The sequence below is a fragment of the Streptomyces roseirectus genome, from assembly GCF_014489635.1.
GTDB classification, from domain to species: Bacteria; Actinomycetota; Actinomycetes; order Streptomycetales; family Streptomycetaceae; genus Streptomyces; species Streptomyces roseirectus.
The window spans coordinates 8,366,111-8,388,024 of sequence record NZ_CP060828.1 but is presented as its reverse complement, the minus strand read 5'-3'; the positions used below and the strand labels follow the sequence as shown (position 1 = coordinate 8,388,024).

Below are 21,914 nucleotides of genomic sequence, written 5' to 3'. Positions count from 1 at the left end.
GGCACCACGCCCACCCGAACCGGCTACCGGACGGTCCGGCTCAGGAAGGGGACGTCCACCTGGGCCCCCAGCCGGCGTCCTTCCGCCAGGATGTGCGCCTGCCAGCGCTCCCACAGACCCGACAGCCGGGAGGTGACCAGGATCCGGTCCACCGAACCGTCGGCGAAGGGCAGCCGGACCCCGAGAGCGTGCCCCACCCGTCCCCCCGGGCCGGAGAGCCCCGCGAGCCGGCCGTCGAAGTCGAACAGCCGGACGCCGGCGGCGAGGCCGGTGGGCGGCTCGGCGCCGCAGCCCAGGACGACGACCCGCTGATCGCCGGCGACCTCGCGCAGCGGGGCGAGTTCGGCGCGTACGTCGGTGCCGCGCGCCTGCTCGGCGGCCGCCAGGACGAGGCGGTACTCGTCCTCGACGTTCCACTCGTGGCGGATCTCGAACCGGTCGGCGGGCCGGGCGAAGAAGGCCCACAGCAGCTCCGTCACCGGTTCGGGGTGCTTGTCGGCGAGCATCCCGATGTTGGCCGCGTTGCTGGCCAGGTCGGCGCCCGTGGACCGCTCGTGCGGGGTGTCCAGCGCCCAGGCCGCCCGGCTGACCGTGAAGGCGGTGCCGCCCCGGTGCAGCCGGTAGCCGAGGTCGAGGTCCTCGCCGCCCCAGCTGCGGAAGTCCTCGTCGAAGCCGCCGGCGGCCCGGAAGTCCGAGGTGTTCACCGAGCAGTTGACGGACCAGAACCACTGCCACGGCACCAGCGCGTCCGCCAGGTCGTACCCGAACCGTTCGAACACCGGCTGCCGGACGTCGCGCAGCGCGTCCGCGTCGCCGTGCCGGCGCACCGCCTCGGCGGGGGCGAGGTCCCGCCGGGCGGCGGCGAGGACGTCCGGCGGGCTCAGGTCCGGCCGGTAGCCGTGGGTGTAGCCGATCACCGCGCGGCGCCCGCGGGCGTGGGCGGCCAGGTGGGCGCGGACGAAGTCGGGACCGGGCCGCACTCCCGCGTCGAGGAAGACCAGCACCGGTGCCGAGGCCGGCCGGGCACCGGCGTTGCGCGCGGCGGCGGCCCGGAAGCCCCGGTCCTCCTGGAAGACGTGGCGCACCGTCAGCCGGTCGCCGGACTCCCGGACCACCTCCCGTGTGTGGTCGGTCGATCCGTCGTCGGCCACCACCACCTCGAAGGGGCCCTCGTCGGGCGGCCGGTTCGCGGCCAGCGCCGTCAGGGTGCCCCGCAGCAGTTCCGCGCGGTTGTAGGTCGGTATGACGACGGTGGCCGAGGGGCGCGCCGCCATGTCTACTCCCCGCCCGGTGCGCGAGCGGGTGCCGGTGCGCCGGCCGTGAGCCGCAGGAACTCGGCGGCCACGGCCTCGGGCGACAGCGGCGCCACCTGGCGCAGCGCCTGCCGCGCGGCGGCCCGGTAGGCGTCCGGGTCGGCCAGCAGGTCGGTGGCGGCCTGCCAGAGACGGCCGGCGCCGGCGGTGAAGTCGTTGGTCCGCAGCGTGCTGCCGGTCAGCGCCGGCAGGTGGCCGAAGCCGTGCACCACGTCGAGGTCCACCAGCCGTCCCGCCCCGCCGACCAGCACCGGCAGGTGGCCGAAGCCGTAGCCGACCACCGGCGTGCCGGCCGACAGGGACTCCGCGGCGACGTTGCCGAAGGTCTCCGGGCTCGTGGAGGGCACCAGCGTGAGGGCGGCCCCGGCCAGGAAGGGCTGCACCTCCTGCCAGGGGATCGCGGGCAGCACCTCGACGTCCGGCAGGGCCGCGGCCCGTGACCGGGCGGCCTCGATCATGTCGGCCTGCATGCCCGGCCACAGCTCGAATCCCGCCTCGGCGATGACGATCTGGACCGGCCTGCCGAGGTCGCGGGGGCAGGCGTCCAGCAGTTCCGTGATGCCCTTGGACGGGTCGGCGCGGGTGACGATCCGCACCGGGCCGGTCCGGCGCAGCCGTTCACGTTCCGCGGCGTCCGGCACGGTGCCGTGCCCGGCCCGCCCGCCGGGCAGGGCGTTGGGCAGCGCACGCCAGTCGGTGGTGTCGAGTCCGGCGCGCACCGCCTCGTCGATCATGAACGGGCTGACCGGGAGGACCACGTCGGGACGGTGTGCCAGGGCGCGCCGCATGTGGTCGTCCACGCGCAGGAAGTGCACCATGAGCGCGGTGCGCGCGCCGGGCGGTGCGGGGTTGAGGAAGCCGAGGCCCACCACGGCGTCGGCCCAGCACACGACGTCGGCCTCGAACCGGCCGAGGATGTCCAGCACCTCGCGGCGCACCGGCGCGGAGTGCTCGAAGAGCTGGGGCAGGTCGTCGAAGAGCAGCGGGCGGGGAAGGGTGACCGAGTCGAGCCGGACCACGTGGGGGCCGTCCCCGGGGTGGGCCGGTCCGGCCGCGATGATCAGTGCGTCGTGGCCGGCCGCGCGCAGGCCGTCCGCGAGCGAGTCGACGGCCCGTTCGACTCCTGCGGGTTCGTCGGGGGCGTAGGTCAGCAGGACGAAGGCGACGTTCATCTGGGACTCCTCACGAGGGCGGGGGCCGTCCGGCGGAGTGTCACCGGCGGCCCCCGCGCTCAGCCGGGGAAGGCGATGGCGATCAGTTCCTGGCGGACCGGGCCGTACTCCTCGAAGACTCCCCGGAAGACCGAGGAGGTCATCCGGGCCGGGGTCCGGATCCCGCGCATGCTCATGCACAGGTGCTCGCCCTGGGCGACCACCGCGACGTCCGGTGAACCGGTCACCGCGCCGACCTCGTCGGCGATGTCCTGTACAAGCCGCTCCTGCACCTGGAGCCGGTGCGCGTGGCGATGCGCGATGCGGGCGAACTTGGACAGGCCGAGGACGTCGCCCAGCGGCCGGTAGGCGATGGTGACCGAACAGTTGAACGGCAGCAGATGGTGCTCGCACAGCGACCACAGCCGGATGTCTCCCACCATGACCATCTGACCGCTGGTGGAGATCGGGAAGCTGGTGCTGGTGTTGCCGGCGTCGTACTGGCTGAACTCCCGCCACCAGCGGGCGAACCGGGCCGGTGTCTCCTTCAGGCCGTCACGGTCCGGGTTCTCACCGATCTCCACCAGCAGTTGTCGTGCGATGTCCTCCAACGGGTCGCGGGTCTGTTCCGGCTCGTTCGCCGTGCCGGTGCGTTCGTCGTGCGTCGTCGTCATGTACCCCTCCGGTCACCCCACACCGAGATGTGCAGCCGAGTTGTCAGATTCCATCCACGGGCCACCACAGCGTCGCCGAGCGCGGCGAGATTGCGGTCCAGCTCTGCCCGCGACCGCGCCGCGGGCATGATCCACACAGGAGCGCCGCCGAGGTGCGCCGTGATCTCCGCGACCTCGTCCAGGTCCCCGGGACCCCGGCAGACGAACTTGAACGCCGTGCCCGGCAGCGCCGCCAGCGCGGCCAGCGCCTCCGGCACGATGCGCCGTGCCCGCGGCTCACCGGAGTGGGCGAGCTTGGGGGACACGTTGAAGCGGACCAGCGCCGCCACTTCGGGGGCGGGCACCACCGTGCCGTTCGTCTCGATCTCCACCAGGTGTCCGTGCCCGGTCAGGTCGCGCAGCAGCGGCACCAGGCGGCGCTGCTGGTTCAGCGGCTCCCCGCCGGACACCACGATCAGCTCCGCCGCGAAGGCCCGCAGCAGTCCGGCGACCTCCTGCCACGGCATCGCGTGCAGCTCCGCGCGGGGGTCCCACGCCCTCCCGGAGTCGCCACTGCCGGTCCAGTCCCAGGTGTACGGCGTGTCGCACCACGAACAGCCCAGGTTGCAGCCGCCGAGCCGGACGAAGGCGCAGCGCCGGCCCAGTGAGGGCCCTTCTCCCTGCACGGCCCTCAAGTCGGGCCGAAGATCTCGTTCACGACGAGCTTCGGTTCCACGACGGCACCACCCCCTGTCCGCGTCGACGGGCTGGCGTCGCGTGCGGTCACCTGCGGTACTCCGCCCATGTCTTGGGGGTCTCCGCCACCCGGACCGCCACCAGTTCCGGGTAGCGTCCGCGCCATCGCTCGAACAGCCAGCGCGCGAGGTTCTCGGCGGTCGGGTTGCGGTCCCCGACGACCTTGTTGAGGTGCTGGTGGTCCACCTCGTCGTCCAGCCAGACCTTGAAATCCCTCAGGTCTCCGTAGTCGCGCACGAAACCGACGTCGTCCAGTTCGTCCGTGAGTGCGGAGAGCTCCATCGACACCACGTAGTTGTGCCCGTGCAGCCGTCCGCAGGGGTGGTCACCAGGCAACCCGTCGAGCTGATGGCTCGCCGAGAAGTGGAACTCCTTGCTGATGCAGTAGGTCATCGCTCACCTCCTGCCCTCAGGCTGGACCAACCGGCCGGGCAGCACATCACGGGCAGGTACCGAGAGACTTCGGGCAGCGAACCGAAGGGTTGCCCCAGGTGGGCTGGGGTCGCACGGGTGCCGGACGGTTCGGGGCTGCCGGTGCCGGGCCCGTTCGCGCGTGTCCGTCGGGCGCGCCGACGCCCTCAGGGCCGTACAGATGCGCTCTGTACGGCCCTGAGGGCGTCGCGATGTGGGGTCGGTTCGGTGCCCGGCCGTGTCCCCTGCTGATGCTGGTGTGACCTCAGTCCTTGCCCCGGCCCGTCAGGGCGTCCCGCAGGCGGTCGACCATGCCGGCGCCGGGGGCGAGGAGTTTGTTGGCCGGGGGTGTGGAGGGGGACGAGGGGTGGGGGCGGGTGGGGGCGATGCTCTTGGCGCGGCGGACCTGTTCGCCGAGTTTGGCGAGGTCGTCGGGGGTGGTGCTCTCCCGGAGGCGGGGGAAGAGGGTGTCCTCCTCGTCCCGGATGTGCGCGCGGACCTCGGCGATGAGTTCGCGGACCAGGCGGTCGAACTCGGGCACGCCTGCGTCCAGCGATTCGAGGTCCTTCATCGTGCGCTCGGCGCCCGAGTGGTCGGCGATCTCCTTGTCGGCGACCCGGTCGCCGTCGGGCAGGGCCGAGCGGACCGCCGGGTACAGGTACATCTCCTCGGCGACCGAGTGCCGGACGAGTTCCCGCACGGCCGCGTCGGTGAGTTCCCGGCGCCGCGCGTCCCCCGGCGGCAGCGCCTCGATACGGGCGAACAGCTCTTCCACCTCGCGGTGGTCGGTGGTCAGCTCGGCGATGACGTCTCCGCCGTGGCCCATGGCCGCTCCTCCTTCGTACGACGTGACCGACACGTGGGGCCTGCCCGCTCCGTCCGGCGTGCCCATCACGTGCCGCGGACGCCCGCCGGGTATCCCGGCCGCCCTGCGGCAAACCGGCCGGACGACGGCACGGCCGAGAGCCACTCCGTGGCCGGGAGGGCGGGCCTCGCTCGGAGAGGGCGACGGCCGGGCCGACGTGCCGACGACGGCCGTGTCCCCGGGGACGGACGTGCCGCTCGTGCCCCCGTGCACCCCACGGGCGGCGCAGCCGGTCGTCGGCTCACCCGGCGTGGGACGACACCGCAGGTCGGCGGCTTCGGGCGGGCGAACGGACGGATGGGGCAGCCGTCGGGCGTCCCTGCTCGTCGGTCTCGCCGGCTCGCCCGGCGCCGGCCCTCCGGCGGGGGTTCGACGTCGGCCCTCTGGGTACCCGGCGGCCATGAAGCGCATGGACCATCTCGAACATCTCGACAAGCACCTGGTCGAGGAGCTGACGGAGGTCGCCCGCGAGACGATCCGCGAGGAACTTCGCGAGCAGACCCGCAGGCAGCGCCGCAGGGCCACGCTGTACGCCGCGTCGGGCGCGGTCGCCCTGTACGCGGGCGGCGCCCTCGCGTTCGCCCTCGGCCTCGCCCTCGACGCCGGGCTCCCCGCGTGGGCCGCCGCGCTGATCACGTCCGCGGTCCTCGGCATCACCGCCTACCTGCTGCGCGGCGCGGCCCGCCCCCACCACCCGACCGGCCCCACCCCCGAAGCCGAGGCCGAACTCCGCAACCGCGCCCGCGAAGACGCCCTGCGCGGACCCATGCCGACCGGCGGCCCCGGCATCCCCTACCCCCCGTCCCCTCCGATGACGACCCCCCAGCCGGAGAGCACCCCGGACCCCCGGCAACGCCCGATCTGACCGAGGCCGAGCGGCACAGCTCCGGAGGCGGAGGCGGAGGCGGAGGCGGAGCCGGAAGCCAGGGACGGGGACGGGGACGGGGACGGGGACGGAGGACCGGACACCGGGGAACCGGAGTCCGGGAGGCCGACGGCCGAAAGGGCTGCGGGCCGGGGTTTCCGGGGCCGGAAGGAGGCCCGGAAACCCCGGGCACGGCGGGGCCGGCGGCCGAGCCGACCGGCGCTGGAACGGGTCGGCGCCCGCCCTGTGCCGGACAGGAGCAAGTGGCCGGGGCCGGTGACACGGTTCGCGCCGAAACCCCGCGCCCGGAAGCCCAGAAGCCCGGAACTCCGCAGGCCCCGCTGCCTCGGCGTCACCCAGTCGCGGAGCCCACGGCCCGCACCCCGCGAGCCAGCGCCAGACACCACGTCGTCCACCCCCGGCCCGGCACCTCACCGGAAGCGCAACGGCCCGGCCCCACAGAACGCCCCCGTCACCCTGACCACCTCCGCCCACCCCGACTCCCCGCGCTCTCTCTCCCTCTCCCCCGGCGCCCCACCGCCCCGATCCCCCCGCCCCACCCCTCCGCACCCCGACCACCCCCAGGAGGCACACCGTGAGCCGCCCCCGCATCGTGATCGTCGGAGCCGGTTTCGCCGGGTATCAGGCAGCTCGTCAGCTCACCAGGGCGGCGAGGGGCCGGGCCGAGGTGACCGTGCTGAACCCGACGGACCACTTCCTGTACCTGCCGTTGCTGCCGCAGGTGGCGACGGGGGTGCTGGAGCCGAGGCGGATCACCGTCTCGCTGCCCGCCACTCTGAGGGACGCCCGTGTGGTGCTGGGCCAGGCGGAGCACGTGGACCTGGACGGACGGACGGTGCGTTACCGGGGCCCCGAGGGGAACACGGGGCACCTCCCGTACGACCGCCTCGTCCTGGCCGTCGGCAGTGTCAACAAGCTCCTCCCGGTCCCCGGGGTCGCCGAGCACGCGCACGGTTTCCGGGGGCTGCCCGAGGCGCTGTACCTGAGGGACCACATCACTCGGCAGATGGAGCTCGCGGCGACGGAGGACGAGGACGACGCGGCGGCGAGGTGCACGTTCGTGGTGGTGGGCGCCGGCTACACCGGCACCGAAGTCGCCGCGCAGGGACGCCTGTTCACGGACGCCCTGATGCGCGCCCGCCCTCGGCACGAGGCGCTGACGACCCGCTGGCTCCTCGTGGACGTCGCCCCGCGCATCCTCCCGGAGCTGGACGAACGCCTGTCCCGCACGGCGACGCGGGTCCTGGGCGAGCGCGGCGTGGAGGTGCGGACGGGCACGTCCGTGAAGGAGGCGACCGGCGACGGAGTCCTGCTGACGGACGGCGAGTCCGTCCCCACCCGCACGCTCGTGTGGTGCGTGGGCGTCCGCCCGGATCCGCTCGCCGAGTCCCTGGGCCTGCCCCTGGAGCGGGGCCGCGTCCTGGTCGAGCCGACGCTCCAAGTCCCCGGCAGGCCGGAGGTGTTCGCCTGTGGCGACGTCGCGGCCGTCCCGGATGTCGAACGTCCGGGCGAGTTCACCGCGATGACGGCCCAACACGCCTGGCGGCAGGGCAAGTCGGTCGCGGAGAACGTCGCCGCGTCGCTCACCTCCCGCACGCTTCGTCCGTACCGCCACAAGGACTTGGGCTTCGTGGTGGACCTGGGCGGCGGCGAGGCCGCGGCGAACCCGCTGGGCCTGCCCCTCTCCGGCCTGCCCGCCGGTCTCGTCACCCGCGGCTACCACCTCGCCGCGATGCCCGGCAACCGCGTCCGCGTCGCCGCCGACTGGCTCCTGGACGCCGTACTCCCCCGCCAGAGCGTCCAGTTGGGCCTCGTCCGCTCCTGGTCGGTCCCCCTGGACACGGCATCCCCGGAGCTGGCGCGGGTACCGGGCGAGCCGGAGAAGCAACGGGAGGCGGGGAAGGGTCCGGGCCCCAAGAACGCCCCCAAGACCACCCCCGCCCCCGACACCACCTCCCCCATCGTCGCCCCCACCCCCGACCAGGCCAAGGAGTGACCCGTGTCCGTCGAGATCCACCGCCCGGACAAGGTCCTCCTCCCGGCCGGCCCCGACGGCGCGCAGCTCACGAAGGCCGGCCTCGCCGAGTACCACCGCGCGCTCGCGTCGTTCATGCTGCCCCACCTCAGGGGCCGCCCGTTGATGCTGGAGCGCCACCCCGACGGTTTGGACGGTCCGACGTTCATGCAGAAGAACACCCCGGACCACTACCCGAGTTGGATCCCCCGCGCGGAGGTCGACAAGGAGGGCGGCACGGTCCTGCACACCGTGTGCGACGACCGCTCCACCCTGGCCTACCTCACCGACCAGGCGTGCCTGACCCTGCACCGCTGGCTGTCGCGCGCCGCCCGCCCCGACCGCCCGGACGTGATGGTCTTCGACCTGGACCCGCCGGACGACGGCGACTTCGCCTCCGTCCGGGACGCGGCGCACCGGCTCGGGGAACTCCTCGACACCCTGGGCCTCCCGTCGGCTCCGATGACGACCGGCTCGCGGGGCGTGCACATCGTCGTCCCGCTGGACGGTCACCAAGTCTTCGACGAGGTACGGGCGTTCGCCCGTGACACCGCCGAACTGCTCGCCGCGGGCCGGCCGGACCGGCTCACCACGGCCGTCCGCAAGCAGGCCCGCGGCGGGCGCCTGTACCTGGACGTGCAGCGCAACGCGTACGCGCAGACGGCCGTCGCCCCGTTCACGGTCCGGGCCCGCCCGGGTGCCCCGGTGGCCGTGCCGATCGGGTGGGACCAGCTCGACGAGCCGGGCGCGGGCCCGCGCAGGTGGACGGTGACGAACGCGCTGGAGCAGGCCCGGCGCAGGCCGTGGAAGGGCCTGCCGAGGCGGGGCAGGGCCCTGGGCCCGGCACGCCGACGGCTGGACTCGCTGCGGGGCGACTGAAGGTTTGGCCAGGGGAGTTCGGGCCACTCGGCAGGGGTCGGGCACACGCCCTTCACGATGTTCACGAAACGCACTGGATGAAACGCACTCGACGAGACGCGCGGGACGGCAGGCATGGCCGATGAGGAACGACCGGGCGCCATGGAGGTGTTGCGCGAGGCGCGCACCCAGCTCGCGGAGCTGACCGGCATGGCCGCCGAGACCGTGTCGTCCTTCGAACGCACCGAGGACGGCTGGTCGTTGGAGATCGAGGTGCTCGAACTCGCCCGGGTGCCCGACACGATGAGTCTGATGGCGGGTTACCGGGTCGACCTCGACCCGGACGGGCGGCTCACGTCCTACCGGCGCGTTCGCCGTTACGAACGCGGGCGGGCCGACGCACATCGGCCCGGCGGCCGCTAGGCCGCCGCACGCCCGTCCCTACCCCATGCGAGGAGGCATGGCCGACATGACCGTCGTCCCGGCACAGTCCGGCGGTGGAGGAGGCACGAGCGGCCTCTACGACGTCCTGGAACTCGTCCTCGACAGGGGGCTCGTGATCGACGCGTTCGTGCGGGTCTCCCTGGTCGGTATCGAGATCCTGAAGATCGACGTACGGGTCGTCGTGGCCAGCGTCGACACCTATCTGCGGTTCGCCGAGGCGTGCAACCGCCTCGACCTGGAGGCGGGCCCGCACCGCAACCCGGGCCTGCCCGACCTGGTCGGGGAGATGACCGAGTCGGGGGCGCGCGGCAAGTCCAAGGGCGCGCTGTCGGGCGCGGCCGAGACGGTCTCGGACGCCTTCCGGCAGGCCCGTGACGAGCGCGACGAGAAGGAGGGCGAGCCGAGGCCGCGCCGCAAGACCGCCGCCGCGCGCCGGAAGGAGGAGCAGGAGTGAGCACCTACGTCTACGGCATCGCCGCGAGCACGCATCCGGCCCTGCCCGAGGGCGGCAAGGGGGTGGGCGACCCGCCGACGACCGTGCGCGTGCTGCGCGAGGGCCCGCTGGCGGCGGTCGTCAGCGACGCGCCCGAGGGGCTGCGGCCCAAGCGGCGCGACCTGCTCGCCCACCAGGAGGTGCTGGCGGTCGCGGGCGCCGAGGGCTGTGTCCTGCCGATGCGGTTCGGGAGCGTCGCCCCGGACGACGGCGCGGTCACCGAGGTCCTGGCGCAGCGTGCCGAGCACTACCGGGAGCGGCTGCGGGCGCTGGACCACAAGGTCGAGTACAACGTGAAGGCCAGCCATCTGGAGGAGGCCGTGCTGCACCGGGTGCTGGCCGACACCCCGGAGCTGCGCGCCCTCGCGGAGGCCAACCGGCAGGAGGGCGGCGGGAGTTACGAGCAGAAGCTGCGCCTGGGCGAGATGATCGCGGCCGCCGTGCGGGCCCGTGAGGCGGAGGACGCCGCGACGGTGCGCCAGGCGCTGGAGCCGCTGGCCGCCACCTCCTCGCCGGGCCCGGAGTCGACGGGCTGGCTGACCAACGTGTCCTTCCTGGTCGACCGGGACAACTCGGCGGCGTTCGCGGAGGCCGTGGAGGCGTTCCGCAAGACTCACGCGCACCTGGAGGTGCGGCTGAACGGCCCGCTGCCGCCGTACAGCTTCGTCGAACCCGGGCCGGAGTGACGACCCGATGGGGCTGCTCTCGGAGGTGCTGCTGCTGCCGTTCGCGCCGGTGCGCGGCAGCGCGTGGGTGATCGGGCAGGTGCTGCGCGAGGCGGAGCGGATCTACTACGACCCGGCCGCGATCCGCGCCGAACTGGCCCGCCTCGAACAGCTTCTGACGGACGGTGAGATCACGGCGGAGGAATTCGACCGGGCGGAGGACGAACTCCTCGACCGGCTGGAGACGAGTACGGCGACAGGCGACGGGACGACACGATGAACCGAACGGCTATGGGCCTCGCGATCGGGGCCGGTTATCTCCTCGGCCGCACAAGGAAGTTGAAGCTGGCGCTCGCCGTCGGCTCCGTGGTGGCCGGCAAGCGGCTGAACCTGACCCCGAAGGCCCTCGCCGAGACGCTGTCCCACCAACTGCGTGACAACCCGCAGTTCAAGGAGATCGGCGATCAGCTCCGCGAGGACCTGCGGGGTGTCGGCCGCGCCGCGACCGGCGCGGTCGTGGAACGCCAACTGGACTCGCTCGCGGGCCGCCTGCACGGGCGTACGGCCCAGGTGCGCGACCGGCTGGACGGGATCGTGCCCGAGACGGAGCCCGAAGCAGAGGGGGACGACGACGAGGCGGCGCGCGAGCTGACCGAGTCGCCCCGGAAGAAGGCGAGTTCGAAGACACCGTCCGCGTCCGGCACCGCGAAGAAGACGGCCGGCGCGGGGAAGACGGCCGGCGCGCAGAAGACAGCCGCGCAGAAGACGGCCGCGCAGAAGACCGCCTCGCCCGCGCGCACCGCGAAGAAGACGGCGCACGGCGCGAAGCAGCGGGCCTCCCAGAAGGGCGGGGAGCGATGAGCCAGAGCCTCGGCCCGCTGCACGGCGAGGCCGCCGACCGCCTCAAGGCCGAACTGCGCGACTACGCCGCGGCCCAGGCCCAGCGGCTGCTGGTCGGCGTCGGCCACAAACTCGGCGAGACCACGGTCAAGCTGGACGACATCGCGTCCGGCAACAGCCCCGGCTTCGCCCGCCTCGCGCTCGACGGCGGGCGCAAACTCGCCGAGGGCAAGGGCCCGTTGCGCACCGCGCTGGAAGTCGGCGCGCACCGCGCCAAGGACAACGTGAAGGAAGCCCTCAAGGGGATCGGCGCCAAGGGCAAGGGGAAGAGCAAGGGGGCGGCGGGCAAGAAGCCGACGGTCGTGATGGAGCACATCGACGTCGGCGTCCCCGTGCGCACCGCCTACGACCAGTGGACCCGCTTCCAGGACTTCGGCTCCTTCGCGAAGGGCGTCAGGAGCGCCGACCGCGCGGACGACACCCGCTCCGACTGGCGCCTCAAGGTCTTCTGGTCCAGCCGCAGTTGGCAGGCGCGCACCACCGAGCAGGTGCCGGACGAGCGGATCGCCTGGACCTCCCAGGGCGCCAAGGGCACCACCAAGGGCGCGGTCACCTTCCACCGCCTCGCCGACAACCTCACCCGTGTCCTGCTGGTCATCGAGTACTACCCCGCGGGTCTCTTCGAGCGCACCGGCAACCTCTGGCGCGCCCAGGGCCGCCGCGCCCGCCTCGACCTCAAGAACTACGCCCGCTTCATCACCCTCAAGGGGGAGGCCGAGGATGGCTGGCGCGGCGAGATCCACGACGGCGAGGTCACCGTCACCCACGAGGACGCCCTCGCGCAGGAGGAGGACGAGATCGAGGAGACGGAGGACCCGGAGTACGACGAGACCGACGCCGCCTATGAGGATGACGACGAGGGCGAGGACGTCGCCGAGGACGAGTACGACGAGGAGCCCGCGGACGACGTCGAGGACGTCGAGGACGTCGAGGACGTCGAGGACGTCGAGGACGTCGAGGACGTCGAGACCGCCGAGACCGCCGAAGACACGGACGACACCGAGCCCGCCGGTGCCCGGAGCCGGGCGTGAGTATGCCGAGCCGGCTCCCGGAGCCCTACGGCAACAACGGCGGCGCCAACCTCGCCGACATCCTGGAGCGCGTCCTGGACAAGGGAGTCGTCATCGCGGGCGACATCCGGATCAACCTCCTGGACATCGAACTCCTCACCGTCAAGCTCCGCCTGGTCGTCGTCTCCGTCGACAAGGCGAAGGAGATGGGCATCGACTGGTGGGAGGACGACCCGGCGCTGTCCACGAGGGCCCGCCGTGACGAACTCGCCCGCGAGAACGCCGAGTTGCGGGCCCGTCTCCAGGCGCTGGAGGAGCCCTCGTGAGTGACCTGCGCTATGTCTACGCCGTCTGCCCGCCGTTCGGCACACCGCTTCCGGCGGACCTCACCGGCGTCGTGGGCGAGCCACCCGCCCGGCTCGCCCACGGCTCGCTCGTCGCGGTCGTCAGCCGGGTCCCCGAAGGCGACTTCGCCGAGGAGCCGCTGCGCCGGCACCTGGAGGACCTGGACTGGCTGACCGCGACGGCGCGCGCCCACGAGCGGGTCGTCGACGCGCTGACCGCCGTCACGACCCCGCTGCCGCTGCGCCTGGCCACCGTGTTCCGGGACGACAGCGGCGTCCGCGTGATGCTGGAGGAGGGCGAGGCGCGCTTCCGGGCGGCGCTGGAGCGGATCGCGGGGCGGGTGGAGTGGGGGGTGAAGGTGTATGTGACCCCGCAGGACGCGCCGCGCGCGGCACAGGCTCAGGCTCAGGCGGGGGCTCCGGCGTCCGGGCGGGACTATCTGCGCCGGCGGCGGCAGGAGAGCCGGTCGCAGGAGGAGGCGTGGCAGCGCGCGGAGCGGTTCTCCGAGCGGTTGCACGACGCGCTGCGGGAACACGCGGACGCGGTGCGGCTGCGGCCGCCGCAGAATTCGCCGATCTCGCCGGACGGGCAGCACGCGGGACAGAATGTTTTCAACGCCGCTTTTCTGGTGCGGCGGGAACTCTCCGAGGGTTTCGTGGAAACCGTGGACGCGACAAAGGACGAGGCGACACAGGACGGAGATCCGGGAATTCGCGTGGAACTCACCGGACCGTGGGCGGCCTATTCCTTCGTCGCGAACATCACGGAAACGGAAACAGAAGAACCGGGGGGCGGGCCGTGACCGTCATCGAGCGCCGCGAGGTCGCCCTCGTGGACCTGCTGGACCGTCTGCTCGCCGGTGGTGTGGTCATCACCGGCGACATCACGTTGCGCATCGCGGACGTGGACCTCGTCAGGATCGACCTGAACGCCCTGATCAGTTCGGTGACGGCACGCGTGCGGTCGCCGTGGGAGGAGCCGCCGTGACCCACCGCCTGGACCTCGAACCGGACACGGTCGAGCGCGATCTGATCAAACTCGTGCTCACCGTGGTCGAACTGTTGCGCCAGCTCATGGAGCGCCAGGCCGTGCGCCGCTTCGACCAGGGCGATCTCACCGAGGAGCAGGAGGAGCGCGTCGGGCTCACCCTGATGCTCCTGGAGGACCGGATGGCCGAGCTGCGGGAGCGGTACGGACTGCGGCCCGAGGACCTGAATCTGGACCTCGGGCCGCTCGGACCGCTGCTCCCGCGGAGCTGACGCTCGGACTATGTACGGACGATCAGGTCACCACCGGTACCAGCGACCCCGGTGCCCCGCGGTCGTCGTCCCGCGCACCAGGAAACCCAGCAGCCAGACGGCGAGCACGATGAGGGCTATCCACCAGAGAACTTTCACCGCGAATCCGGCGCCGAAGAGAAGAAGCGCCAGAAGCAGTACGAGAAGGATGGGAACCATAGTGTGAACCTCCTTCCTTTCGAGTTTCCCATACTCCACAGTTCATTCGCACTCCGGCGATTCCCGGGGTTTCGGCTGGGTATCCGGCAGCCATGAGAGTGAGCGTGGTGGACGCGGGTTCGAACACGGTACGGCTGGTGGTGACCGACGCGCGGGACGGTGTTCCGCTGCCGGTGCACACGGCGAAATGGCGGCTGCGCCTGTCGGAACAGGTGGGCGCGGACGGGCGGCTCGGGCAGCGGGCCACGGAGCAGTTGGTGGCGGCGGTCGACGCCGCCGCCCGTACGGCACGGCGGTGGGGGGCGCCGGATCCGCTGGCGTTCGCGACGGCCGTCGTGCGCGGGGCACCGGACCGCGAGGAGGTGCTGACGGCCGTGCGGGAGCGGACGGGGGTGCGGCTGCGGGTGCTGCCGGGCGAGCTGGAGGCCGAGCTGACGTTCCTCGCGGTGCGCCGCTGGACGGGCTGGTGCGCGGGCCCGCTGGCCCTGTTCGACATCGGCGGCGGCTCCCTCGAAGTGGCGTTCGGGCGAGGCCGGATGCCGGAGTTCGCGGCGTCGCTGCCACTGGGCGCGAACCGGCTGACGACCGACTTCCTGGAGTCCGCCGACCCGCCCTCCGAGGCCGAGATCCAGGCGCTGCGCCGCCACGTCCGGCACTCCCTGCGCGACGCCACCGCCCGCATCCGCTGGGAGCGCCCGCAGACGTCGCTGGCGACCTCACGGACGTTCCAGCAGCTCGCGCGGCTGTGCGGGGCCCCGCCGGGCAGGCACGGCCCGTTCGTGGAGCGGGTCCTGCGCCGCGCGGACTTGCGCCGCGCCGTCGACCGGCTCGCGGCCCTGCCCGTCGCCGGGCGCGCGGCGCTGCCCGGGATCTCGGCGCCACGCGCCCGCCAGAGCCTCGCGGGCGCGATCGTCGCGCACAGCGTGCTGAAGCTGAGCGGGGTGCGGTCGGTGACGATCTGCCCGTGGGCGGTGCGCGAGGGCATCCTGCTGCGCCTCCTGGAGGACGGCACGGACTGGTGGCACGCCGAGGCCCCGGCCCGCCCTCACCTCGCCAGCATCCCCAAGACGGCCGAGCCGAGCAGCACCCAGGCCACGTAGTCCCCGGGGTGCCCCGACTGGAGCCGCCGCAGCCACCCCGCCCGCCCCGGCCCCGGCCGGTACACGGACGCCCAGGCGAGCCCGACGGCGAGCAGCGTCGCGAGGAGCCCGGACAGCACCCCGGACAGCGTCCAGTGGCCCAGCAGGCCGGGGACGAGGGCGGCGGCGATGAGCAGCGCCGGGACGGCCGTCATGCTGTCCGGGACGCCGCGCAGCCGCCGCCCGGTCTCGGGGCGTTCACGCGAGCCGGTGGTCTCCGCGCCGGCGGAGCCGGGCGGGCGCGGCCCGAGTCCCCAGAAGACGCGGGCGGTCACCCTGAGGACGGCCCCCGCGGTGATCGCCGGGACGACGACGTACAGCGGCGCGAGCCACACCCCCGCGCTCTCCTCGACGGCCGCCTTCCCGAGCCCGGTGAGGAACGGCGGCAGCCCGGCGAGGCCCAGCGCGGCGAGCGCGCACAGCACGCCGACGGTTCTCATCTCCCGTGCGCAGCCGTGCAGTTCGTGTTCGTCGACGCTGCCGTACCGGTTCAGGAGGGCGCCCGCGCAGGCGAACAGGGCGACCTTCACGCCGGCGTGGCCGAGGACGTACAGGGCGACACCCTCGTCGGACTCGGGGGTGAGCAGGCCGACGCCGGTCAGGAAGAGACCGGTGTGGGCGATCGTCGAGCACGCCAACAGGCGTTTGACGTGCCGCTGTTGACGGCACAGCACGGCTCCGGTGACGGCGGTCAGCGTGCCGAGGACGACCAGCGCGCGGGTGAACCCGGCCTCCGGGACGCCGCCCGGCCCGGCGAAGACGGTGCCGTACACGCGCCACACGCCGTACACGCCGAGTTCGACCATCACGCCGGACAGCAGCACGCACACGGGCGTGGGGGCGACGGCGTGCGCGTCCGGGAGCCAGAAGTGGAAGGGGACGGCGGCGGCCTTGACGAGCAGCCCGGTCGCCACCAGCGTGAACGCGGCCGACACAAGGGCGTCCGGCGGGCCTTGGGCGTCCAGGGTCGCACCGGCGCGGGCCATCGCCAGCTCCCCGGTGCGCGCGTACAGCAGCCCGACGCCCAGCAACAGGGCGTAGCCGCCGAGGGAGTTGACGATCCCGAACGTCAACGCGCCCTGGACCGCCTTGGGCTCGTCGATGCGGTAGCCGGTGAGGGCGTAGGCGACGACGCCCATCAGCTCGAAGAACACGAACGCGTTGAACAGGTCCCCGGCGACCGCGAACCCGCACATCCCGGCCTGGAACACCAGCATCAGCGCCGGAAAGACGCCCGTGTGCCCGCGCGGCGGCTCCTCGAAGTACCGCCAGGAGTAGGCGAGCGCGGCGAAGGTGAGCGTCGAGGCGAGTGCGGCGGCGGCCAGCGCGGGCCGGTCGCCGACCAGGACGATCCCGGTGCGCGGCCGGTCCCCGGCCCACTCCGCGAGAGGCGCCTCCCGCAGCAGCGCCAGCGACAGCGCGGCCCCGGCGCCCGACACCGCGCAGCCGATCCCCTCGGCGACCGCCCGCCGCAGCCGCCGTCCGGCGCCCGCGAGAACCGCCGCCCCCAGCAGGGGCAGCACGGCAACGAGGGGCAGCAGGCGGTGCATCAGCCGCGCAGCTCCGACAGCTCGTCGGGGTCCACCGTGCCGTGCGTGGCGGCGACTTGGACGACGAGGGCGAGCAGCAGCGCGGTGACGGTCGCGCCGACGACGACGTCCGTGAGGGTGAGCGCCTGCACGACCGGGTCGACGACGGGGCGGCTGGCGGGGGTGACGTCGGAGAAGACGGGCGCGGTCGCGTCTGCGCGGTAGCCGACGGCCAGCAGCAGGACGTACGTCGAGGACTGGCACACGGTCAGGCAGCCGACGGCGTGGATGAGGTTGCGGCTGGCCGCGAGGCCGTACACGCCGGCGAGGAAGATCCAGGCGGCGACCAGGTAGGGGAAGACGTCCATCAGCCCTCGATCTCGACGGTCTGTTCCAGGAAGCGGGCGAGCAGCACCACCACGGCGCAGGTGACCTCCACGCCGACGGCCGCGTTCAGCAGCGGTACGGTTCCCCCTGACGCGAGCGTGTTGAACTCCCCGTACGGCAGCAGGGAGTTGGTGAGGAACGCGGCGCCGCCGAACAGGGCCGCGAGGCCGACGGCCAGGTAGGCGAAGACGGCCAGCGCGTCGGCGGCCTCGTACGCGGCGAGCGGTCTGATCCGCTCCAGCGCCCGGTAGTCGGCGCCGAGGTACAGCAGGTGCAGCGCCGTCGCGGCGACCACCCCGCCCTGGAAACCGCCGCCGGGGCTGAGCTGCCCGTGGGCGACGACGTACCCGCCGGTCAGCAGGGCGACGGGGAGGACCAGCAGGGCGTATCGCCGTACAGGCGGGGCGACTTCGGCCGTGGCGGGCGGTTCTCGGTGCTCGCCGCGGGCCTGCCGGAGCAGGACGACGCAGCCGAGGACCGCCGTGAACATGATGGCGACCTCGCCGAGCGTGTCGTACGCGCGCGGGTCGAAGTTGAGGAACGCGACGGTGTTCGCTGTGTGCCGGTCGAGGGAGACGGTGACGGCTCTGGCCCCGTACGGGTGCCGACTCCCGCCGAACGCGGGCAGGTTCAGACATGCCGCGACGAGCAGGAAGGCCACTCCCACGCCGCCGACCGCCAACACCCCGGCCCGTGCACGCCGGTTCACTTCCGGCCACTCTTCCGGCCGCTCTTCCTGCCGACCGTCCGCACGGTCAGCATGATCAGCAGCGGCGTCAGCGCCGAACCCACGGCGAGCTGCGAGAGCGCGACGTCCGGGGCCTGCAACACCGTGAACAGCACGGCGAGATCGACACCGAGCACGGACAGGACGAGGGCCTGCCGGACGGGGTCACGGGTGAGGACGGCGGCGGTCGCGGTGCCGGCGACGAGGACCAGGACGACGGCGATCAGAGGCTCGGCCACGGGCAACTCCCCTCGCCTGGGCCGCCGTTGCCCATGCGCCGCGTCTCACTCATCCCGCGCCTCCCCCACCGCCCGGTATCCCCCCGCCAGCGCCCGCGAGGCCACCAGGTTCCCCCCGATCAGCAGCGCCCCCACGACCAGTACCTTCACCATCGCCCGCCCCGGCCCGGTCGCCGCGCACACCGCGACCACCACACCCGCGCTCACCCCGACGGCCGCCCAGGTCAGCCCCGTCGCCCCGCGCGGCCCCTCGGCCAACTCGTCGGCGAGCAGCCGGGCGAAGACGAGGGTGCCGACGGGACCGAGCAGCGCCGTCAGGAGGGCGACGTCGACGTAGGAGGGCCGGGCATACCCCTGGGCCAGCAGAAGCAGGCCGGGACAGGCGACGGACGTGGTGAGGTTCTGCGCGAGCACTCGCCGCGCGAGCGACCCGGCGACGACTCCCCAGAGCGCCCCCGCGAGCCCGGCCCCGATCAACACGGTCGCGGCGACGACCCACCCGTTCACCCCGGCGTCGCGAGCAACCGCCCAGCTGAACACCCCGGCGTAACGGGCCGCCGCCCACCCTGACGCCCCCGCCTCCCCGGCCGGCGCTGCGGCCGCCACGGACCACCCGCTCACCCCCGCCCCACCGCCCGCCGCCCCGCCCGCGCGGCCCACGCCCCGACCCCGGCCGCGACCGCCCCCGCGCTCACCTCAAGGACGTCGACGGTGCTGACGTACACCAGCCACAGCGCACCGAGCGCCGCCCACCAGGCGATCAGCTCTCCGGCGGCGGCGAGGACCCTGCGCGCGTTCCTGTCCGGCACCCCCTCCGAGTGCCCGGCCCCCGAAGACGAAACCGGCGGCCGTCAGGAGGCACGGGGCACCCTCACCACTCCGGTGCGAGGCCCCCTCACCGCTCCCGCACCCCCTCGCTCACCCTCTCCTTCCGTTCCGCCTCGTCCCTGACCAGCATCGACAGGAGGGAGGCGACGGTGAGGCCGGCCTCGGCGGGATGGCGGAGGATCTTGCTGGGGTCGATCTCGTAGTCATTGCTGCGCCCCCGGCGGGTATGCGAGAGATAACCGCCCTCTTCGAGGTCCGCGATGATCTTCTGCACGGCGCGCTCGGTGAGGCGGCAGCGGGCGGCGATGTCGCGGATACGCGCGCTGTGGTTGTCGGCGATGGCCGCGAGTACGCGGGCGTGATTGGTGACGAACGTCCATCCGGTGTGCGGCTCAGGCACCCCATCCACTCCAGACATGGGTAAATCCTACGGCCAACCATTCACGTGTTCAAAAGGACGAATTTGAATTCAGGTATCGCTTGACGTGTCACCGGTGACGGGGCGACGCTGGGAAACAGGGAGTTGTCGGCGAGTACCCACCACAGAGAGGCAGCCATGCCGAACCCGCCCGACGAAGCGCAGCGAGGCCGCGCGACGCCGACCCTGAGCACACGCCGCGACGGCGACCGGATCGTCGTCACTGTCGCCGGCGAACTGTGCCTGGACGACAGCGGGATCCTCGAACGCACCTTGCGCGCGGCCCTGCGCGAACCGGTCACCCGGGTGGAACTGGACCTGGAGAAGCTGGAGTTCTGGGACTGCTCGGCGCTGAACGTGCTGCTGACGGCGCGCAGACAAGCCCTCGCCGACGGAAAGGAGCTGACGGTGACAGCCGCGAGCCCGGCGGCCGAGCGCCTGCTGTCCCTGACGGACACCCGCCCGCTGCTGGTCGAGGAGCGTGAGAAGGTGGACGACGAACTGCGCACCGAGGTCGTGCAGTTGCGCCGCGCCATGCAGACCCGGCCGGAGATCGACCTCGCCCGGGGCATCCTGATGGCGTCGTTCGGGCTGAGTCCGGACGAGGCGTGGGAGGTGCTGGTGATGGCGTCGCAGAACACCAACACGAAGCTGCACCGGCTGGCGTCGACCGTGGTGACCACCGTGCAGGGCACGCCGCTGCCCGACCCGGTCCGCCGTCACCTCACGGAAGCCGTCGCGAGCGTCAGCGCGCCCGCAGACACCGGCGAAGCTCCTCCGCGTACGGCAGCGCCACCCCCGTCCCGATGACGGCGGCGAGCGCCGCCAAGTAGCGGGCGGGCAGCGGCCGTTCGCGCGGGCGCAGCCGCCACTCGCCGCGCCCGCGCACCGCGTCCCGCACCTGATCGGCGTGCAGGCACGCGGTGAACGCGAGCGCGGTGAGCGGCAGCACCTCGAGGAAGCTGTGGACGTGCTGCTCGACCGGGCTCACCTCGCGCCGGCCGGTCGCGTACGTCACGTCGTACACGGCCGTCGCGCCATGGGCGAGCGCCGCGCCGCCCATCACGGACAGCACCAGCGGGTTGACGCGGGCCACGAGGCCGAGGACGACGGGCACGCCGGCCTCGGTCATCATCGCCGCGTGGACGGCCGACTCCCGTACGCCACTGGTGTGTTCGATGCCGGTGCGGCGGTGCAGCCACCAGTCGGCGAGGCCCGGCACGACCCACAGCGGCAGGATCCCGTAGAGCAGGAACCTGCGGCTCGCGTCCTGCGCGTCGGTCGACCGCGTCGGGATCCGCTCCGGCTCGCCGCGCCGCCAGTGGCGCCAACTCCGCGTCACGAGATGCCTCCTGAGGCCGTCCGTCGGGGGCGGTCCGGGTACCCCGGCGCACGGCGGGTACTCGGGCGGCCGGTTACCGCACGACACACACCCAGGAGGCGCTGTGACCGACTTCGGCTACTTCCTCGCCTGCGAGGAGCACCCGCCCGCCGCCCTCGTCGACCAGGCCCGGATGGCGGAACAGGCGGGTTTCGACGCGCTGTGGATCTCCGACCACTACCACCCGTGGAACGACGCCCAGGGGCAGAGCCCGTTCGTGTGGTCGGTGATCGGCGCCCTGTCGCAGGCGGTGTCGCTGCCCGTGGAGACGGCGGTGACCTGCCCCCTCGTGCGCACCCACCCGGCGGTGATCGCGCAGGCCGCCGCGACCAGCGCGACCCTGCTCGACGGGCGTTTCCGGCTCGGTGTCGGCACCGGCGAAGCCCTCAACGAGCATGTCCTGGGCTCCGGTTGGCCCGAGGCGCCGGTGCGGCTGAGCATGCTGGAGGAGGCGCTTCAGGTCATCCGCAAGCTGCTGACGGGCGAGCGGATCAGCCACTACGGCCGCCACTACACCGTCGAGAACGCCCGCCTCTACACCCTCCCCGAGACCGAACTGCCCATCGACGTCTCCGCGTTCGGGCCGCTCGCCGCCGAGACGGCCGCCCGGATCGGCGACGGCCTGATCACGATGGCGCCGGACGCCGGGGTCGTCGAGCGGTTCCGGCGCGCCGGGGGCGGCGCCAAGCCGGTGTACGGCGGGCTCAAGGTCTGCTGGGGCACCGACCGCGAGGAGGCCGTGCGCACCGCGCACCGCCTGTGGGCCAACCAGCTGCTCCCCGGTGAACTCGCCCAACTCCTGCCCACCCCCCGCCACTTCGAGCAGGCGTCGCAGCTCGTGACGCCCGAGCGGACGGCGGGGGCGATCCCCTGCGGCGACGATCCGGACGTCCACGTGGCGGCGCTGCGGGCCTATGCCGACGCCGGGTTCGACACCGTGTACGTCAGTCAGATCGGCCCGGACCAGCAGGGTTTCTTCGACTTCTACCGGACGAAGATCCTCCCCCGGGTCCGCGACTGAACTACGGTCCGCGGGTTACCCGGC

The 21,914-nt window shown here is 73.2% G+C and carries 31 protein-coding genes; 16 read left to right on the top strand and 15 right to left on the bottom strand.

Features of this window, described 5'->3' with window-relative positions; all coding sequences use genetic code 11:
- Positions 1 to 23: 23 nt before the first annotated feature.
- From IAG44_RS36340 to IAG44_RS36315, 6 genes are all read right to left on the bottom strand, one after another.
- Positions 24 to 1,274, bottom strand: a complete 1,251-nt coding sequence (locus tag IAG44_RS36340) for a glycosyltransferase (protein WP_187751320.1) — start codon at positions 1,272 to 1,274, stop codon at positions 24 to 26.
- A 2-nt stretch (positions 1,275 to 1,276) separates the two neighbouring features.
- Positions 1,277 to 2,485: a glycosyltransferase family 4 protein gene (locus IAG44_RS36335; RefSeq protein WP_187751319.1), complete on the bottom strand. Its 1,209-nt coding sequence runs from the start codon at positions 2,483 to 2,485 to the stop codon at positions 1,277 to 1,279.
- A 59-nt stretch (positions 2,486 to 2,544) separates the two neighbouring features.
- Complete coding sequence (gene folE / locus IAG44_RS36330) at positions 2,545 to 3,138, bottom strand: GTP cyclohydrolase I (RefSeq protein WP_187751318.1); 594 nt, start codon at positions 3,136 to 3,138, stop codon at positions 2,545 to 2,547.
- Positions 3,135 to 3,803, bottom strand: a complete 669-nt coding sequence (locus IAG44_RS36325; protein ID WP_223006882.1) for a 7-carboxy-7-deazaguanine synthase QueE — start codon at positions 3,801 to 3,803, stop codon at positions 3,135 to 3,137. The genes folE and IAG44_RS36325 overlap by 4 nt, the downstream gene beginning before the upstream one ends.
- Before the next feature lie 97 nt (positions 3,804 to 3,900).
- Complete coding sequence (locus tag IAG44_RS36320) at positions 3,901 to 4,266, bottom strand: 6-pyruvoyl trahydropterin synthase family protein (RefSeq protein ID WP_187751317.1); 366 nt, start codon at positions 4,264 to 4,266, stop codon at positions 3,901 to 3,903.
- A 283-nt stretch (positions 4,267 to 4,549) separates the two neighbouring features.
- Positions 4,550 to 5,110: a hemerythrin domain-containing protein gene (locus IAG44_RS36315; protein WP_187751316.1), complete on the bottom strand. Its 561-nt coding sequence runs from the start codon at positions 5,108 to 5,110 to the stop codon at positions 4,550 to 4,552.
- A gap of 439 nt (positions 5,111 to 5,549) precedes the next feature.
- Here IAG44_RS36315 and IAG44_RS36310 point away from each other — a divergent pair, with 439 nt between their 5' ends.
- From IAG44_RS36310 to IAG44_RS36250, 13 genes are all read left to right on the top strand, one after another.
- Entirely contained in the window at positions 5,550 to 6,014 is a 465-nt protein-coding gene (locus tag IAG44_RS36310) for a phage holin family protein (RefSeq protein WP_187751315.1), read from the top strand.
- A gap of 595 nt (positions 6,015 to 6,609) precedes the next feature.
- Positions 6,610 to 8,031, top strand: coding sequence for an NAD(P)/FAD-dependent oxidoreductase (locus IAG44_RS36305; RefSeq protein ID WP_187751314.1), 1,422 nt, complete (start codon positions 6,610 to 6,612; stop codon positions 8,029 to 8,031).
- Positions 8,032 to 8,034: 3 nt separating this feature from the next.
- Positions 8,035 to 8,928, top strand: a complete 894-nt coding sequence (gene ligD, locus IAG44_RS36300; protein ID WP_187751313.1) for a non-homologous end-joining DNA ligase — start codon at positions 8,035 to 8,037, stop codon at positions 8,926 to 8,928.
- Between the two features lie 114 nt (positions 8,929 to 9,042).
- Positions 9,043 to 9,330, top strand: a complete 288-nt coding sequence (locus tag IAG44_RS36295) for a gas vesicle protein GvpO (RefSeq protein WP_187751312.1) — start codon at positions 9,043 to 9,045, stop codon at positions 9,328 to 9,330.
- Between the two features lie 46 nt (positions 9,331 to 9,376).
- Positions 9,377 to 9,805, top strand: coding sequence for a gas vesicle structural protein GvpA (locus IAG44_RS36290; RefSeq protein WP_187752997.1), 429 nt, complete (start codon positions 9,377 to 9,379; stop codon positions 9,803 to 9,805).
- Entirely contained in the window at positions 9,802 to 10,530 is a 729-nt protein-coding gene (locus IAG44_RS36285; protein ID WP_187751311.1) for a GvpL/GvpF family gas vesicle protein, read from the top strand. The genes IAG44_RS36290 and IAG44_RS36285 overlap by 4 nt, the downstream gene beginning before the upstream one ends.
- Before the next feature lie 7 nt (positions 10,531 to 10,537).
- Positions 10,538 to 10,789: a gas vesicle protein GvpG gene (locus tag IAG44_RS36280; protein ID WP_187751310.1), complete on the top strand. Its 252-nt coding sequence runs from the start codon at positions 10,538 to 10,540 to the stop codon at positions 10,787 to 10,789.
- Positions 10,786 to 11,370 carry a DNA primase gene (locus IAG44_RS36275; protein ID WP_187751309.1) on the top strand — a complete coding sequence of 195 codons (585 nt, stop codon included), beginning with the start codon at positions 10,786 to 10,788 and terminating at the stop codon, positions 11,368 to 11,370. Before IAG44_RS36280 ends, IAG44_RS36275 begins: the two co-directional genes overlap by 4 nt.
- Positions 11,367 to 12,440 carry an SRPBCC family protein gene (locus tag IAG44_RS36270; RefSeq protein WP_187751308.1) on the top strand — a complete coding sequence of 358 codons (1,074 nt, stop codon included), beginning with the start codon at positions 11,367 to 11,369 and terminating at the stop codon, positions 12,438 to 12,440. Before IAG44_RS36275 ends, IAG44_RS36270 begins: the two co-directional genes overlap by 4 nt.
- On the top strand, positions 12,437 to 12,745 hold the full coding sequence (locus tag IAG44_RS36265) for a gas vesicle protein (RefSeq protein WP_187751307.1): 309 nt from the start codon (positions 12,437 to 12,439) through the stop codon (positions 12,743 to 12,745). Before IAG44_RS36270 ends, IAG44_RS36265 begins: the two co-directional genes overlap by 4 nt.
- On the top strand, positions 12,742 to 13,566 hold the full coding sequence (locus IAG44_RS36260; RefSeq protein ID WP_187751306.1) for a GvpL/GvpF family gas vesicle protein: 825 nt from the start codon (positions 12,742 to 12,744) through the stop codon (positions 13,564 to 13,566). The genes IAG44_RS36265 and IAG44_RS36260 overlap by 4 nt, the downstream gene beginning before the upstream one ends.
- The gene (locus IAG44_RS36255; protein WP_187751305.1) at positions 13,563 to 13,751 is read left to right on the top strand and encodes a gas vesicle protein; all 189 of its coding nucleotides are present in this window, start codon (positions 13,563 to 13,565) and stop codon (positions 13,749 to 13,751) included. Before IAG44_RS36260 ends, IAG44_RS36255 begins: the two co-directional genes overlap by 4 nt.
- On the top strand, positions 13,748 to 14,023 hold the full coding sequence (locus IAG44_RS36250; protein ID WP_187751304.1) for a gas vesicle protein K: 276 nt from the start codon (positions 13,748 to 13,750) through the stop codon (positions 14,021 to 14,023). Before IAG44_RS36255 ends, IAG44_RS36250 begins: the two co-directional genes overlap by 4 nt.
- A gap of 27 nt (positions 14,024 to 14,050) precedes the next feature.
- On the opposite strand, the gene IAG44_RS36245 is transcribed toward IAG44_RS36250, so the two are convergent.
- Complete coding sequence (locus IAG44_RS36245; RefSeq protein ID WP_187751303.1) at positions 14,051 to 14,221, bottom strand: hydrophobic protein; 171 nt, start codon at positions 14,219 to 14,221, stop codon at positions 14,051 to 14,053.
- 92 nt (positions 14,222 to 14,313) lie between these two features.
- On the opposite strand from IAG44_RS36245, the gene IAG44_RS36240 reads away from it, so the two are divergent.
- Complete coding sequence (locus tag IAG44_RS36240) at positions 14,314 to 15,321, top strand: Ppx/GppA family phosphatase (protein ID WP_187751302.1); 1,008 nt, start codon at positions 14,314 to 14,316, stop codon at positions 15,319 to 15,321.
- Here the strand turns inward: IAG44_RS36240 and IAG44_RS36235 are convergent.
- From IAG44_RS36235 to IAG44_RS36205, 7 genes are all read right to left on the bottom strand, one after another.
- Positions 15,267 to 16,910, bottom strand: a complete 1,644-nt coding sequence (locus tag IAG44_RS36235; protein ID WP_187751301.1) for a complex I subunit 5 family protein — start codon at positions 16,908 to 16,910, stop codon at positions 15,267 to 15,269. The genes IAG44_RS36240 and IAG44_RS36235 overlap by 55 nt on opposite strands.
- Positions 16,910 to 17,257, bottom strand: coding sequence for a sodium:proton antiporter (locus tag IAG44_RS36230; RefSeq protein ID WP_187751300.1), 348 nt, complete (start codon positions 17,255 to 17,257; stop codon positions 16,910 to 16,912). Before IAG44_RS36230 ends, IAG44_RS36235 begins: the two co-directional genes overlap by 1 nt.
- Positions 17,257 to 17,985: an MnhB domain-containing protein gene (locus tag IAG44_RS36225; RefSeq protein WP_187751299.1), complete on the bottom strand. Its 729-nt coding sequence runs from the start codon at positions 17,983 to 17,985 to the stop codon at positions 17,257 to 17,259. The genes IAG44_RS36230 and IAG44_RS36225 overlap by 1 nt, the downstream gene beginning before the upstream one ends.
- A complete protein-coding gene (locus tag IAG44_RS36220) occupies positions 17,982 to 18,242 on the bottom strand; it encodes a Na(+)/H(+) antiporter subunit B (RefSeq protein WP_187751298.1) in 261 nt (86 codons plus the stop codon). The genes IAG44_RS36225 and IAG44_RS36220 overlap by 4 nt, the downstream gene beginning before the upstream one ends.
- A gap of 45 nt (positions 18,243 to 18,287) precedes the next feature.
- Positions 18,288 to 18,749: an MrpF/PhaF family protein gene (locus tag IAG44_RS36215; RefSeq protein WP_187752996.1), complete on the bottom strand. Its 462-nt coding sequence runs from the start codon at positions 18,747 to 18,749 to the stop codon at positions 18,288 to 18,290.
- A gap of 110 nt (positions 18,750 to 18,859) precedes the next feature.
- Positions 18,860 to 19,051 carry a hypothetical protein gene (locus IAG44_RS36210; RefSeq protein WP_187751297.1) on the bottom strand — a complete coding sequence of 64 codons (192 nt, stop codon included), beginning with the start codon at positions 19,049 to 19,051 and terminating at the stop codon, positions 18,860 to 18,862.
- Between the two features lie 86 nt (positions 19,052 to 19,137).
- Positions 19,138 to 19,479, bottom strand: a complete 342-nt coding sequence (locus tag IAG44_RS36205; RefSeq protein ID WP_187752995.1) for a MarR family transcriptional regulator — start codon at positions 19,477 to 19,479, stop codon at positions 19,138 to 19,140.
- A 147-nt stretch (positions 19,480 to 19,626) separates the two neighbouring features.
- On the opposite strand from IAG44_RS36205, the gene IAG44_RS36200 reads away from it, so the two are divergent.
- Positions 19,627 to 20,298, top strand: a complete 672-nt coding sequence (locus IAG44_RS36200) for an ANTAR domain-containing protein (protein WP_187751296.1) — start codon at positions 19,627 to 19,629, stop codon at positions 20,296 to 20,298.
- Here IAG44_RS36200 and IAG44_RS36195 read toward each other — a convergent pair.
- A complete protein-coding gene (locus IAG44_RS36195) occupies positions 20,234 to 20,830 on the bottom strand; it encodes a diguanylate cyclase (RefSeq protein WP_187751295.1) in 597 nt (198 codons plus the stop codon). The genes IAG44_RS36200 and IAG44_RS36195 overlap by 65 nt on opposite strands.
- Before the next feature lie 103 nt (positions 20,831 to 20,933).
- Here IAG44_RS36195 and IAG44_RS36190 point away from each other — a divergent pair, with 103 nt between their 5' ends.
- A complete protein-coding gene (locus tag IAG44_RS36190) occupies positions 20,934 to 21,890 on the top strand; it encodes an LLM class F420-dependent oxidoreductase (RefSeq protein WP_187751294.1) in 957 nt (318 codons plus the stop codon).
- The last annotated feature ends 24 nt before the right edge of the window (positions 21,891 to 21,914 follow it).

Bases quoted from the DNA above. Each gene is read 5' to 3' on its own strand.
- IAG44_RS36340 (WP_187751320.1), bottom strand. From the start codon at position 1,274: ATGGCGGCGCGCCCCTCGGCCACCGTCGTCATACCGACCTACAACCGC.
- IAG44_RS36335 (WP_187751319.1), bottom strand. From the start codon at position 2,485: ATGAACGTCGCCTTCGTCCTGCTGACCTACGCCCCCGACGAACCCGCA.
- folE (WP_187751318.1), bottom strand. From the start codon at position 3,138: ATGACGACGACGCACGACGAACGCACCGGCACGGCGAACGAGCCGGAA.
- IAG44_RS36320 (WP_187751317.1), bottom strand. From the start codon at position 4,266: ATGACCTACTGCATCAGCAAGGAGTTCCACTTCTCGGCGAGCCATCAG.
- IAG44_RS36315 (WP_187751316.1), bottom strand. From the start codon at position 5,110: ATGGGCCACGGCGGAGACGTCATCGCCGAGCTGACCACCGACCACCGC.
- IAG44_RS36310 (WP_187751315.1), top strand. From the start codon at position 5,550: ATGAAGCGCATGGACCATCTCGAACATCTCGACAAGCACCTGGTCGAG.
- IAG44_RS36295 (WP_187751312.1), top strand. From the start codon at position 9,043: ATGGCCGATGAGGAACGACCGGGCGCCATGGAGGTGTTGCGCGAGGCG.
- IAG44_RS36290 (WP_187752997.1), top strand. From the start codon at position 9,377: ATGACCGTCGTCCCGGCACAGTCCGGCGGTGGAGGAGGCACGAGCGGC.
- IAG44_RS36280 (WP_187751310.1), top strand. From the start codon at position 10,538: ATGGGGCTGCTCTCGGAGGTGCTGCTGCTGCCGTTCGCGCCGGTGCGC.
- IAG44_RS36275 (WP_187751309.1), top strand. From the start codon at position 10,786: ATGAACCGAACGGCTATGGGCCTCGCGATCGGGGCCGGTTATCTCCTC.
- IAG44_RS36270 (WP_187751308.1), top strand. From the start codon at position 11,367: ATGAGCCAGAGCCTCGGCCCGCTGCACGGCGAGGCCGCCGACCGCCTC.
- IAG44_RS36245 (WP_187751303.1), bottom strand. From the start codon at position 14,221: ATGGTTCCCATCCTTCTCGTACTGCTTCTGGCGCTTCTTCTCTTCGGC.
- IAG44_RS36240 (WP_187751302.1), top strand. From the start codon at position 14,314: ATGAGAGTGAGCGTGGTGGACGCGGGTTCGAACACGGTACGGCTGGTG.
- IAG44_RS36235 (WP_187751301.1), bottom strand. From the start codon at position 16,910: ATGCACCGCCTGCTGCCCCTCGTTGCCGTGCTGCCCCTGCTGGGGGCG.
- IAG44_RS36230 (WP_187751300.1), bottom strand. From the start codon at position 17,257: ATGGACGTCTTCCCCTACCTGGTCGCCGCCTGGATCTTCCTCGCCGGC.
- IAG44_RS36200 (WP_187751296.1), top strand. From the start codon at position 19,627: ATGCCGAACCCGCCCGACGAAGCGCAGCGAGGCCGCGCGACGCCGACC.